The 12,729-nt window shown below is 69.6% G+C and carries 7 protein-coding genes and 1 pseudogene; 2 read left to right on the forward strand and 6 right to left on the reverse strand.

Features of this window, described 5'->3' with window-relative positions:
* From DXK32_RS24810 to DXK32_RS24825, 4 genes and pseudogenes are all read right to left on the reverse strand, one after another.
* Positions 1–300: pseudogene (locus tag DXK32_RS24810) on the reverse strand (hypothetical protein); the annotation flags it as partial.
* A 27-nt stretch (positions 301–327) separates the two neighbouring features.
* Positions 328–2,562, reverse strand: coding sequence for a TonB-dependent receptor (locus tag DXK32_RS24815; RefSeq protein WP_114860944.1), 2,235 nt, complete (start codon positions 2,560–2,562; stop codon positions 328–330).
* A 213-nt stretch (positions 2,563–2,775) separates the two neighbouring features.
* The gene (locus DXK32_RS24820; protein ID WP_247877328.1) at positions 2,776–3,201 is read right to left on the reverse strand and encodes a DUF2946 family protein; all 426 of its coding nucleotides are present in this window, start codon (positions 3,199–3,201) and stop codon (positions 2,776–2,778) included.
* Positions 3,202–3,316: 115 nt separating this feature from the next.
* Positions 3,317–5,251, reverse strand: coding sequence for an ATP-binding response regulator (locus DXK32_RS24825; protein ID WP_114860945.1), 1,935 nt, complete (start codon positions 5,249–5,251; stop codon positions 3,317–3,319).
* Between the two features lie 141 nt (positions 5,252–5,392).
* On the opposite strand from DXK32_RS24825, the gene DXK32_RS24830 reads away from it, so the two are divergent.
* Together DXK32_RS24830 and DXK32_RS24835 are read left to right on the forward strand one after the other, a co-directional pair.
* Positions 5,393–6,412, forward strand: coding sequence for a chemotaxis protein CheB (locus tag DXK32_RS24830; protein ID WP_114860946.1), 1,020 nt, complete (start codon positions 5,393–5,395; stop codon positions 6,410–6,412).
* A 46-nt stretch (positions 6,413–6,458) separates the two neighbouring features.
* The gene (locus tag DXK32_RS24835; RefSeq protein ID WP_114860947.1) at positions 6,459–7,457 is read left to right on the forward strand and encodes a chemotaxis protein CheB; all 999 of its coding nucleotides are present in this window, start codon (positions 6,459–6,461) and stop codon (positions 7,455–7,457) included.
* A 23-nt stretch (positions 7,458–7,480) separates the two neighbouring features.
* Here the strand turns inward: DXK32_RS24835 and DXK32_RS24840 are convergent, their stop codons facing one another.
* Both DXK32_RS24840 and polA read right to left on the reverse strand, forming a co-directional pair.
* Positions 7,481–9,757 (reverse strand): CheR family methyltransferase, encoded by a 2,277-nt coding sequence (locus DXK32_RS24840; protein ID WP_114860948.1) that lies wholly within the window; start codon positions 9,755–9,757, stop codon positions 7,481–7,483.
* A 1-nt stretch (position 9,758) separates the two neighbouring features.
* Complete coding sequence (gene polA / locus DXK32_RS24845; protein WP_114860949.1) at positions 9,759–12,671, reverse strand: DNA polymerase I; 2,913 nt, start codon at positions 12,669–12,671, stop codon at positions 9,759–9,761.
* Positions 12,672–12,729 lie beyond the last annotated feature (58 nt).

The following is a 12,729-nucleotide window of genomic DNA, read 5'->3' on the forward strand; positions in this document are numbered from 1 at the left end:
CACCGGTGGCGGCACCGGCATCACCTCCGGCTCGCTCTCCGGTTCGGGCTCCGGTTCGGGCTCCGCGGCCGGCGGCGGGCCGCTGTCCGCCTCGGACGCCACCAGCATCACCTCGATCACCGGAGTGACGGTGTCGTTGAGGCTGACGGCGCCGGTCTCCTCCGCGACCGTGCCAGGGGCCGCTCCGGCGGCGGCCAGGAGGACGGCCAGGACGCCGGCGTGCAGCGTCCCGGACAGGGCGAGCGCCCCCAGCGGCCGGCGGGCCGGCGGGGGACGCCCGTGCAGGCGGATCGCGCGCAAGGCGCGGGCCTCGTCAGCCGGCCTCCATCAGAAGGCCATGGTCAGGCCGAGGTTGAAGGACCGCCCCATGCCGGCCAGGGCGCCGATCGGCTGGCGGTTGCCGCTGGCGCGGAAGTCGCCGTAATCGACGCCGCCCAGCGGCAGGTAATAGTGGGCGTCGAGCAGGTTCTCGATCCCGACGTCGGCGCGCAGGTTGCCCCAGACGTAGCTGGTGCGCAGGTTGACCAGGGCGTAGCTGGGGGTTTCCGGCTCGTTCCGCCCGGAATCGACCAGGAATTTCCGACCGACCATCTGGAATTCCAGAACGCTGCTCCAGCCGCCCAGCCGGTGGCCGAGGTCGATCGTCCCGTTCAGCGGCATGATGTGGTAGAGGTCGCGCCCGGTGTCGAGGTTGCGGCCGCGGACGTAGCGGACCACGGCGCCCACCGTGAACTCGCCCAGCCGCTCGTCCTGGTGGACGATGCTGCGGCCCTCGGCGTTGATGCCGTACAGCTCCGCGGTGTGGTTGGCGAAGCGCAGCTGGACGAAGCCGTTCGACAGGGTGCCGACGCGGTCGGCGTCGATGAAGTTCTCGACGTGCGAGTAATAGGGCGTGACCTTGACCGACCAGCGCTTGGCCCCGGCGTCCTGCCACGCGGCGGTGGCGCCGACCGTGTAGGCGGTTTCCGGCTTCAGGTCCGGGTTCCCGACATAGCCGTTGGCGTCGCCGTACCAGCCGATCATCGTGGAGGACATGCCCCCGGAGCCCCAGGCGAACCGCTCGTACAGGTTGGGCGAGCGGGTCTTGCGGGCGAAGCCCAGCTCGTAGCGTTCCGACGCGGAGGGCGCGAAGCGGAGCAGCGCCGTGGCGTCCATGTTCACGTCGGTCTTGGAGCGGTCGCCCCGGTTGAAGGCCCGCGCCGCCGCGGCGTCCGGGTTCGCCATGCCCATCATGCCCATGCCGATCGTGTTGGCCCAGGAGTAGGGCTGGACCGGCCCGTTCTCCATCCACACCACGTCGTTGCGCACGCCGAGCAGCGAGGTCCAGGCCGGAGTCCAGCGCTTCTCCCATTCGGCGAAGGTGCCCAGCCGGTCGCGCCGGGCGTCGTTGAGGTTCACGAAGGTCAGCGGCGACATCATCGCCGCCCCGGCGACCGGCGGCCACCAGTCGTCGATGCGGTAGCGGACCAGCTCGTTGCCGACGCGCAGCGTGTCCTGCGCCGACAGCGGCACCTCCGCCGAGACGGCGTAGCCCATCTCGTGCGAATCCGTGTTCATCGGCATGCCGCCGCGGTCGGCGCCGCCCTTGTCGTGCAGGAAGTTCATGGCGTGGACGGTGCGCTGCCAGAAGGCCCGGCCGTCCAGCGTGCCCCAGTCGAACTCGCCCTTGTAACGGCCGTTCAGGGTGGTGCCGCGGTTCAGCGTCATGTCCATGCGCTGGTTCGCGAAGCCGGAATAGGGCGAATACTGGTAACCGCCGGACAGGGTGATCTCGTGTCCGTCCTTGCGCGCGCTGGCCGACAGCGCGTGGTTCTGCACATTGTAGAGGGTGGAGCGGACCTTGTCCCCGGTGCCGTCCTTGTAGTCGTCCGCCCGGCTCCAGGCGCCGCTGTAGCGCAGGCTGAACCGCTCGGTCGCCGCGGTGGCGGTGCCGGACAGGGTGGTGCCGTTGCCGTTCGAGCGGTAGACGGTGGACAGGCTGCCCTCGCCGTGGATCGGCTCGCCGGGCTGGGCGTAGACGGCGGGCTTGCTGGTCACCGAGACGGTGCCGGCGATGCTGTCGCCGCCCTTGCTGACCGGGGTAACCCCGGCAATGGCCTCGATCGCGCCGATGATGGAGGGGTCGGCGTAGGACAGCGGCGCGTTCATGTGGTTGGCGCAGGCGGCGGTCATTGGCATGCCGTCGACTTGGACGCGCACGCGGTCGTCGGCCAGACCGTTCAGCGCCGGCAGGCTGGAGAAGCCGCCCGCGCTGTAGAGCGACACGCCGGGCAGGCTGCGCAGGAGCGCCGCGGCGTCCGGGCTGGCGAGGCGGCGGCTGGCGATTTCGGCGGCGTCGAGCGTGCCGGTGCCGAGCGGCCGGGACAGCCCCTTGTCCGGCGCCGCGACGGCGGGCGCGGTGTCCGTCTCGACCGGGACGGCGGGCAGTGCCTGCGGGGTCTGGGCTGCGGCCGGCGCGCCGAGAGCGGCGAGGATGGCCGTCAGAAGGGCGGTGGAGGCGAGGAGGCGGTTGGACAAGCGGAGGGCATTCGCCGCGGAGGCGGCGGTGGACAGGCGAATCATCGGGCGCTCGTTCTCGAATCGGACGAGGGAAGATCGGCGCAGCCGTGCCGTCCCGCCCGGTCGTCGATCCGCGCGACAATCGGCGCAAGGGATCGCGACCGGCGGGTTGCGGTGCGGAGGCTGGCGTGGGGGATGAGGTTGGGCACGGGCGGGGGCCGCGCCGCCGGGCTCAACAGCCGGGCGCGGCGATCACGGGGCGCGTGCCGAGAATGGTCAGACGAGGGCCGGGGGCGCTCGGGCCTTCAACCGCGACAGGAACCAGCCGGCGGCGATGTGCTGGCCGGGCAGCCCGATGGAGCTGTGGGCGACGACGGAGACCGGCAGCACCACCGTCAGAAGCGGCGGCGGCGCGGTGAGGCCGGCGACCAGCCCGCAGACCGGGCAGTCCTCGCCCATGGACAGCGTGGGCTTGCTGTCCGGGGGCGGGGCCGGAAGCAGGGACTCAGGAGGTGGGCCGTCGGGGAGGGTGATGGAGGCCATGCCCTGCGGCGTGCAGATCATGACCGTTTCGCCGGTCGCGGCGTTGGCCACCGGAATCAGGAAGGCCCAGCCGAGAAGCTGCAGAAGCAAAGCGATCCCGCCCGCCATCACGGCGGCGCGGCCCAGCCTGCGTCCGATGCTTCCAAACAAAGCCGGCATGTTCCGGGCGAACCCCTTTATCCGAGCAAGGGGTTAGGCTAATCGGGCTAAGCCGAAGGAGCAAGGGACCATTGGTCGCACCCTCGCGCCGGCACGCAACCCCAGGATGGCAAGATCAGGAGGGCAACACCTCGCCCAGCGCCCCGGCCAGATCGGCGGGCAGCACCGGCTTGTGCAGCAGGCGGCAGCCGAGCGACATCGCCTCGCGCAACCGCTCCGGTGCGGTGTCCCCAGTGATGATGATTCCCGGCACCGGCCAGCGCTGGCGCACCAGCTCGACCACCGAGCGTCCGGAGTCGCCGCCCGGCAGACGGTAGTCGGTCAGCACCACATGGGGGCGCCGCAGGCTGGGCAGCGTCGCGGCCAGTTCCCCCGCCGAGGACACGGCGACCACGCGCAGACCCCAGCGTTTCAGCATCATGGTCATGCTGCGGCGGACCTGCTCGTCGTCCTCGACCAGCAGCACCGTTCGTCCCTTCAGCCGCGGCTCCCGGCGGACGGCCGGCACCGCCGCGGCGCCGGTGTCCGGCTTGCGGGCGTAGGGCACCGTCACCGAGAAGACCGAACCCGACCCGACCCACGAGCGCAGCTTCACCTCCGCCCCCAGCAGGTGGGCGATGCGCGACACGATGGACAGCCCCAACCCGAAGCCCTGGGTGGCGTTGCGCTCCGGGTTGTTGAGCTGGCGGAACTCCTCGAAGATGGCCTCGCGGGCGTCCTCGGGAATGCCCGGCCCGTTGTCCCACACCTGGAACTCGACCCCGTCCGCCCGGTGGCGGCAGCCGACCAGCACGCGCCCCTTGGCGTCCGTTCCCTTCGGCCGACCATGGGCGATGGCGTTGGACAGCAGGTTGCGCAGCAGCCGTTCCAGAAGATGCGGATCGGTGCACACCGCCAGACGGCTGGGCCGGCAGCGCAGCTCGATGGACGAGGCCTCGGCCACGCCGCGGAACTCCTCGGCCAGACGGGTCATCAGGGCCGCGGGCGAGAAGTCTGTGACCGACACCTCGATGACGCCGGCCTCCAGCCGGGACAGGTCGAGAAGCCCGCTCAGCATGCCGTTCAGGCTGTCGATGGACGCCTTCAGCCGGTTGAGCGATTCCTGGGCGATCGGGTCGGCGCCGACCGAACCGAGCAGGACGTGGGCGTAGAGGGCCGCCGCCTGGATCGGCTGGCGCAGATCGTGGCTGGCCGCGGCGAGGAACTTGGTCTTGGCCCGGTTCGCCGTCTCGGCGGCTTCCTTGGCGCGCTTCAGCTGCTCCTGCGTCCGCTTGCGCTCGGTCACGTCGCGGAAGATCACGGCGATGCGGCGCTGCTCGGGGGCGCCGACCTTGAAGACGTAGAAGCTGAGCCATTTCTCCAGCGGACCGGCGTACAGCTCCGTCCGCGTCGATTCGCCGTCGCGGGCGGCCCGGCCGAACACCTCGTACCAGTGATCCTCGAAGGCCGGACTGATCTCGCGCAGCCGCCGCCCGACGTAATCCTCCCCCGCCATGCGCTGCGCCGCGGGATTCATCTCCAGATGGAGGATATCCGCCGGCCGGTCGCCGTCGAACAGGACGTCGGCGAGAAGGAACCCCTCGTCCATCGCCTCGAACAGGGTGCGGAATCGCCGCTCGCTCTCGGCGAGCTGGGCCGTGCGCTCCTCGACCCGCAGTTCCAGGTCGGCGTTGGCCTGCTCCAACTCCTCGGTGAGGACCTGAAGCTCCTCGTAGGAGGTCTGGAGTTCCTCCGACAAATGGCTTTCGTCCCGGCGGAGCGTGTTCAAGCGCTGGTCGGAGTCCGCCAGGGCGTCGAGCAGCTCCGCGCGGCGGGTTTCCGATAGGGTGAGGCGTTCGCGCAACGCGGCGATCTCCTGCCGCTGCGCGGTCATCTCCTCTTCCATCTGAATCCGGTCGGCGGCGAGAAGGCGGGCTTCCTCCTGCGCGTCCTCCGCCGTCACCAGGGCCTGTTCCAGGCTCCGGTCCAGCTCTGCGATGCGCCGGAGCAACGCTTCGCGCTCGGGATCGCGCGTATCGCCTTCTGTGCGGATGGATGCCGACTTCCCCACGCTTCCCCCCTCCCGTCGGGAACGAATGATTGCACAGGCCACTCAACAGTGCGCGCGTGGAAAAGTAATAAGACGAAAGCCGGAATTTCCCGGCCACCGGGATGTTGTCGTCATGCATGCAAAAACTGTTGTTTCCAAATCATGGATAAGAGGAACGTTCTGGCCATCGGAGCTTCCGCCGGTGGGATCACCGCCCTGCGGAGGCTGTTCGCGGCCATGCCGCGCGACGTGACGGCCACGGTCTTCGTCGTGCAGCACATCGGTGCCACCCACAGCGTGCTGCCGGTTCTGCTGTCGCGCGCCGGCTGGCTTCCCGCCTTCCATCCCGAGGATGGGGAGCCGGTGCGGGAGGGCTGGATCCACGTCGCCCCGCCGGATCATCATCTCCTCGTCAAGGACGGCTGCGCCCTGGTGCGCCGCGGCGCGCGGGAGAACCGCTGCCGGCCTTCCATCGACCCGCTGTTCCGGTCGGTGGCGGTCGCCTATGGGGTTCGGGCGGTGGGGCTGATCCTGACCGGCACGCTGGACGATGGAACCGCCGGGCTGCGCGCCGTGAAGCGCTGCGGCGGGCTGACGCTGGTCCAGGATCCGGACGACGCCGAATGGCCGGACATGCCGCGCAACGCCATGCGGTACGTCTCCGTGGACGCCTGCGCCCCGCTGTCCGACCTGCCGGCGCTGCTGGGCCGCCTGCTGAATGAGCCGTCCGGCCCCCCGGTGCCGGTGCCCGACGACATCGCGATGGAGGCGCGCGTCCCGGAGAACGAGTTCGACGCGGTGCCGGAACTCACCGCCGCCGTCGGCAAGCCGAGCACGCTGAGCTGCCCCGATTGCGGCGGCAATCTGGTGGAGATCGAGGATGGGACGCTGCTGCGCTTCCGCTGCAAGGTCGGCCACGCCTACGGTCCGGCGACGCTGGCGGAGTCGCATCGGGAGTCGATCGAGCAGGCCATCTGGGTGGCCCTGCGCACCCACCAGGACCGCGCCATCATGTTCCGGCGCCTGGCCGAGCGGGCCCGCGAACATGGACACCCCACCGTCGAGGCCAACTGGACCCGGTCGGCGCAGGAGGCCGAGCGGACCGTGGCGATGCTGAAGGAGGTGCTGTCGAAGCAGGGGCAGGAATTGGCGGGCAGCCTGGCCGGGGAAGGAGAGGATTGATGGGACGAACTCCAGCCGATGCGAAACGGGCAAAGGCTGGGGCATCATGACGGACAATGCCCTGATCGTGGTCGGCGCGTCGGCGGGTGGGCTGGAGGCGCTGGAGGCCCTGGTCGGCGGCTTGCCGGGCGGGCTGCGCGCGGCGGTGTGTGTCGTCCTGCACATCGGGGACCGGCCCAGCGCCGCGCCGTCCGTCCTCGACCGGGCCGGGCCGCTTCCGGCCAGCCATGTCACAGACCGGGAGGCGCTCCGATGCGGCCGCATTTATGTGGCGCCGCCGGGGTATCATCTTGTGGTGGAGCCGTCCGGACGCCTGTGCCTGTCGCGCGGGCCGCGCGAGAACGGCACCCGCCCCGCCGTCGACCCGCTGTTCCGGTCCGCCGCGCGGGCTTGCGGACCGGCGGTCATCGGCGTGGTCCTGTCGGGGTCGTTGAACGACGGCACGGCGGGCCTTGCGGAGATCAAGCGGCGGGGCGGCGTCGCCGTGGTGCAGGACCCCGTGGACGCGCGGTATCCCGGCATGCCGCGCAGCGCGCTCGACCACGTTGCGGTCGATCACTGCGTGGCGGCGGCGGCCATGGGGGCGCTGCTCGTCCGGCTGGTTGCGGAACGCGATGCGGACGCCACACCGCCCGCGGCATCCAAGGAGACGCCCATGGAAGGCATATACGACTTGAACAGGCCGGCCGCCCTGACCTGCCCGGATTGCGGAGGGGCGCTCCGGGAGACCAGGGTGGACACGCTGCCCTACTTCACCTGTCACATCGGCCACCGCTACGGCGCCGACAGCATGGAGGAGGCGCAGCTCCACAGGATGGAACAGGCGTTCGAGGTGGCGCTGCGGGCCTTGAACGAACGAGCCGCCTTGTGCCGGCGCCTCGCCGAGACGGCGCAGGGCATGGGACAGGCGCTGTCCGCCAAGCGGTGGGACGAGGCCGGGCGCGAGGCGCACGAGCGCGCGGAGGTACTGATCCGCTTCCTCGGCGAGGAGTGGATTCGCCCTTCCTTTCACCCCGGAATCGGCGGCGCGCCCGACCGGCCCTGACTCGCCCCCTTATACTCGGCTCCTTACTCCGCCTCCGCCGTCTCGCCACCGTCCGCGCCGAGACGTTGGCGTTCGGTGGTGTCGTGCACGATGGCGACGAGGATCGGCGGCTGCTCTCCGCCGAAATGCTGAAGACAAACCTCGACCGGATGGGGGCCGCGCTGGCTGCCCTGCATCACCGTCTCGAAAACCACCTCCTCCTTGTCTCCCGAGAGAAGGGGCGCCACCAGCGCCCGGAAGCGCTCCGCCGGCACCTCGGGCATCAGGTCGTGGACGGCCAGCTGCTTCAGATGCTCCAGCTTGTAGCCCAGCTTGGTCTCGGCGCCGCGGTTCACCAGCAGGAAGCGGAAGCTGGACGGGTCCAGGAAATAGACCTCGTTCAGGGATTCGCCGATGACCCGGCCAAGATAGCCGGCGAAAGCCTCGCTGCGCGTCTGCTCGGTCACGTCCTCGATGATCAGGACGACGCCGCGGGCCTCCCGCGCCTCGTACAGCAACGGGGAGAGCCGGACCCGGCAGGTCACCGCGCGGCCGCGCCGGTCCACGGCGTTCAGCATGACGGGCGTCTGCGGCGCTTCGCTGTGCAGGACCCTCTCCAGGTCGAGGCGGAGCCGGTGCACCGGCAGGCCGATGTCGAGGTCGAGGAACTCCTCGTCCTGCACCTCCTCGGCGCGCAGGCCCCACATGTTCTCGCCCCAGCGGTTCCAGGAGCGCACGCGCAAATCCTGGTCCAGGACGATGATGCCCACGTCCATGCTGCGCAGGATCGATTCCGAGTAGCGGCGGAACTCCCCGGACTCCTCGCCCTGGCGGCGCAACTCCTCGTTGGCGACCTCCAGCTCCTCGTTCGCGGAGCGCAGCTCCTCGTTCATGGTCTCCAGTTCCTCGTTGGTGGACTGGAGTTCCTCGTTGGTGGTTTCCAACTCCTCGTTGGTGGACTGGAGCTCCTCGTTGGTCGTCTCCAGCTCCTCGTTGGAGCTTTGCAGTTCCTCGATCGTCGTCTCCAGACTTTCCTGGGCGGCCTCCAACTCCTGCTGCACCTGGAAATGCCGGCTGGTGTCGGTGAAGCCGAGCAGGGTGGCGAAGGGCTTGCCGTCGCGCCCGTAGAGCAGGGAGATTTCGATGGTCAGGCGCATCGGCTCGCCCGGCGGGCGGGCGAACTCCTGGTGTTCGATGCGCACCACGCGCCCGGTCTTCTGCACCTCCTCGATGCGCGAGCGCAGCTCCGCCGGGCGGTAGGAGATCGACAGGTCCTGGAACGGGCGCCCGATGTCGATCTCGCCCACGTCGAGCAACCGCCGGGCCATGGCGTTGGCGAAGACGAGGATGCCGTCACCGTTGACCGACAGATAGGCGGTGGCGCTGCTGTCCACGATGCCTTCCATCAGCCGGCTCTGGAAGCTCTGCCGGTGGCTGTTCTGTTCCGGCGCGATGGTCAGGCTGCCGCCCAGGCTGCGCCGCCATTCCTGCGGCACCTTGCGGAAGATGCGGCTCTTCAGGTTCACCGGCTCGAACATCTTGGAGCGGGCGAGCTGGGTTTCCGCCTTGCCGAGGAACAGGACGCCGTCGTTGGTCAGCGCGTAGTGGAGGCGCGGCAGGACGATGTTCTGGGTGTCGCTTTCCAGATAGATCAGCAGGTTGCGGCAGACCAGCAGGTCAATGCGCGAGATCGGGGCGTCGGTCACCAGATTGTGCCGCCCGAAGATCACGCATTTGCGCAGCTCGCGCTGGAAGACATAGTGGTTGTTGGTGCGCTCGAAATACCGCTCCAGCAACGGGGGCGGCACGCTTTCCACGTCGCGCGGCGAGTAGATGGCGTGCCGTGCGGTGTTCAGCGCCGCGTCGTCCAGATCGGTGGCGTAGATCTTCACCCGGTTGATGAAGGCGTCCTTGCCCAGCGCTTCGGCGAGCAGCATGGCGAGGGAATAGGGCTCCTCTCCCGACGCGCAGCCGGCGCTCCAGATGCGGATGGGATCGCGGTCGGACCGCTGCGCCAGGATCTGTGGGACCACGTCCTTCCGCAGCACGTCCCACGACTCGGTGTCGCGGAAGAAGGAGGTCACGTTGATCAGCACGGTGTTCAGAAGATGGATGAATTCCTGCGGGTCGGCTTCCAGCAGGGCGTGATAGGCGGCGAAATCCTCGCAGCCGGCTTCCTCCATCCGGCGGCGGATGCGCCGTTGCAGGCTGGTGCGCTTGTAGCCGCGGAAATCGAGGCCGCGGCTTTCCTGGATGTAGCGGATCAGCGCCTCGAATTCGGGATCGGCGGGGTCCTTGGCGCTGGTTTCCTTGCCGGACATCTCAGTGCGCCTCGTCCCAATTGCCGCCGATGCCGGCCTCGGCCACCAGCGGCACGCCGAGCGTCGCGGCCCCCTCCATAACCTGCCGCACCAGGGCGGCGGCGCGTTCGGCCTGATCCTCCGGCGCCTCGAACAGCAGTTCGTCGTGCACCTGGAGCAGCATGCGGACCTCGTCGAAGCCGGCTTCTTTCAAGGCATCGGGCACGCGGGCCATGGCGCGCTTCATGATGTCGGCGGCGGTGCCCTGGATCGGCGCGTTGATCGCCTGCCGTTCCGCGAAGGCGCGGCGGGCGGCGTTCTTGTCGTGGATGCCGGGGATGTAACAGCGCCGCCCGAACAGGGTCACCACATGGCCGTTCTGGCGGGCGAAGGCCTTGGTCGCCTCCATCCACACCTTCAGCTCGTGGAAGCGCTCGAAATAGGCCTTGATGAAGGCGTTGGCCTCGCCCGGCGCGATGCCGAGCTGGCGGCCCAGCCCGAAGCCGGAAATGCCGTAGATGATGCCGAAGTTGATCGCCTTGGCCTTGCGCCGGATTTCCGAAGTCATCTGGTCCAGCGGCACGCCGAAGACCTGGCTGGCGGTGGCCGCGTGAATGTCGATGCCGTCCTGGAAGGCCTGTTTCAGCGCGGCGATGTCGGCCATCTCGGCGACCAGCCGCAGCTCGATCTGCGAATAGTCGATGGAGATCAGCTTGTGGCCGGGAGCGGCGACGAAGGCGCGGCGAATCTTGCGCCCTTCCTCGGTGCGGACCGGGATGTTCTGCAGGTTCGGGTCGGTCGAGGACAGGCGGCCGGTGTTGGTCGCCGCCATGGCGAAGGCGGTGTGCACCCGTTCCGACCCTTCGACGATCTGGGCCTGGAGCGCGTCGGTGTAGGTGTTCTTCAGCTTGGCGAGCTGCCGCCAGTCGAGCACGCGCTGGGCGATGACGTGGCCCTGCTCCGCCAGCTCCTCCAGCACGCTGGAATCGGTGGAGTAGGCGCCGGTCTTGCCCTTCTTGCCGGTGCCCAGCTTCATCTCGTCGAACAGGATCTCGCCGAGCTGCTTGGGCGAGCCGATGTTGAAGCTGCGCCCGGCGTGCCCATGCACCTCCTTCTCGATCTCCGCCATGCGGACGGCGAGGTCCTGCGAGAGCCGGGCCAGCGCCGCGCGGTCCACGCGGATGCCGCAGGACTCCATGTCGGCGATCACCGGGACCAGCGGGCGTTCCAGCGTCTCGTAGACGGTGACCATCCGCTCGTCGACCAGCCGCGGCTTCAGCACCCGCCACAGGCGCAGCGTGATGTCGGCGTCCTCCGCGGCGTAGGCCAGCGCCTTGTCCAGCGGCACGCGGTCGAAGGTGATCTGGTTCTTCCCGGTGCCGCAGACCTCCTTGTAGGGGATGGTCGTGTGGCCGAGATGCAGCTCCGCCAGCTCGTCCATGCCGTGGCCGTGGGCGCCGCCCTCCAGCACGTAGGAGATCAGCATGCTGTCGTCGACCGGCGACACGCGCACGCCGTGGCGGGCGAAGAGCTGGTGGTCGAACTTGAAATTGTGCCCGATCTTGAGGATCGCCGGGTCCTCCAGCACCTCCTTCAGGGCCTTTAGCGCGTCCTCCGCCGGGATTTGCTTCGGCGCTTCCGGCGTCTCGAAGGACAGCTCCCCGCTGGCCGCGGCGTTGGGGGCCTGATGCGCCAGGGGGATGTAGCAGGCCAGCCCCGGCTCGGTCGCCAGCGAGATGCCGACCAGCGTCGCCGTGGCGGGGGTCAGCGAGTTGGTCTCGGTGTCCACGGCCAGGACGCCGGTGGTGCGGGCGCGCTCCAGCCAGACGGCCAGGGCGTCGAGGTCCTGCACCAGCTCGTAGCGCTGCTCGACGTCGGTCGGCGGGGCCGGGCGGCTGCGCGGCGCGCCGGTTTCCGCCGCCGGGGCGGTGCCGGTGGAAGCGGCGGCCTTGGCCGGGCCGGCGGACGGCGTGGCGGCGGAGGGGACCGCGCCGTCGGCGATGGTGCCGTCCTTGCGCATCTCCGCCTCGACGCGGCTGACGATGGTGCGGAAGCCCTGGGCGCGCAGGAAGTCGATCAGCTTCTGGTGGTCGGGCTCGCGGACGCGCAGCTCCTCCAGCGGCTTCGGCGGCGGGGCGTGGTCGTCCAGCAGGACGAGGCGGCGGGAGATCCGCGCCTGCTCCGCGAAGTCGATCAGCTTCTGGCGGCGCGCCGGCTGCTTGATCTCGCCGGCGCGGGCCAGCAGCGATTCCAGGTCGCCGTATTCGGTGATGAGCTGGGCGGCGGTCTTCACCCCGATGCCCGGCACGCCCGGCACGTTGTCCACGCTGTCGCCGGCCAGCGCCTGCACGTCGACCACCTTGTCCGGGGCGACGCCGAACTTCTCGAACACCTCGTCGGGGCCGATGGGCTTGTTCTTCAGCGGGTCGAGCATCCGCACGCCTGGGCGGACGAGCTGCATCATGTCCTTGTCCGACGACACGATGGTGACCTCGCGCCCGGCCTCGTTGGCCAGCCGCGCGTAGGTGGCGATCAGGTCGTCGGCCTCGTAGCCCTCCAGCTCCAGGCAGGGCAGGCAGAAGGCCTCCGTCGCCTCGCGGATCAGGGCGAACTGGGGCTTCAGCTCCTCCGGCGGCTCGGGGCGTTGGGCCTTGTATTCGGGATAGAACTCGTTGCGGAAGTTCAGCCGCTTCGAATCGAAGACCACCGCCACCGCGGAGGCCTTGAGATCGGCCAGCAGCTTCAGCAGCATGTTGGAGAAGCCCAGCACCGCGTTCACCGGCGTGCCGTCCGGGCGGTTCAGCATCGGCAGGGCGTGGAAGGCCCGGAAGATGAAGCCCGACCCGTCCACCAGATACAGGCCGCTGCCGTCCCCGGCGGGTGCGGGGGCTTCGGTGGCGGTCTGGAGCGTGTCGGTGGTCTTTTCGTCGGACATGATGCGGCCTCTTCCCTTCGGGGCGTTACCATGGCCGAAGGCGGCCCGAGAGTCGAGC

The sequence above is a fragment of the Azospirillum brasilense genome (genome assembly GCF_003349955.1).
In the GTDB taxonomy this organism is placed as follows: Bacteria; Pseudomonadota; Alphaproteobacteria; order Azospirillales; family Azospirillaceae; genus Azospirillum; species Azospirillum brasilense_B.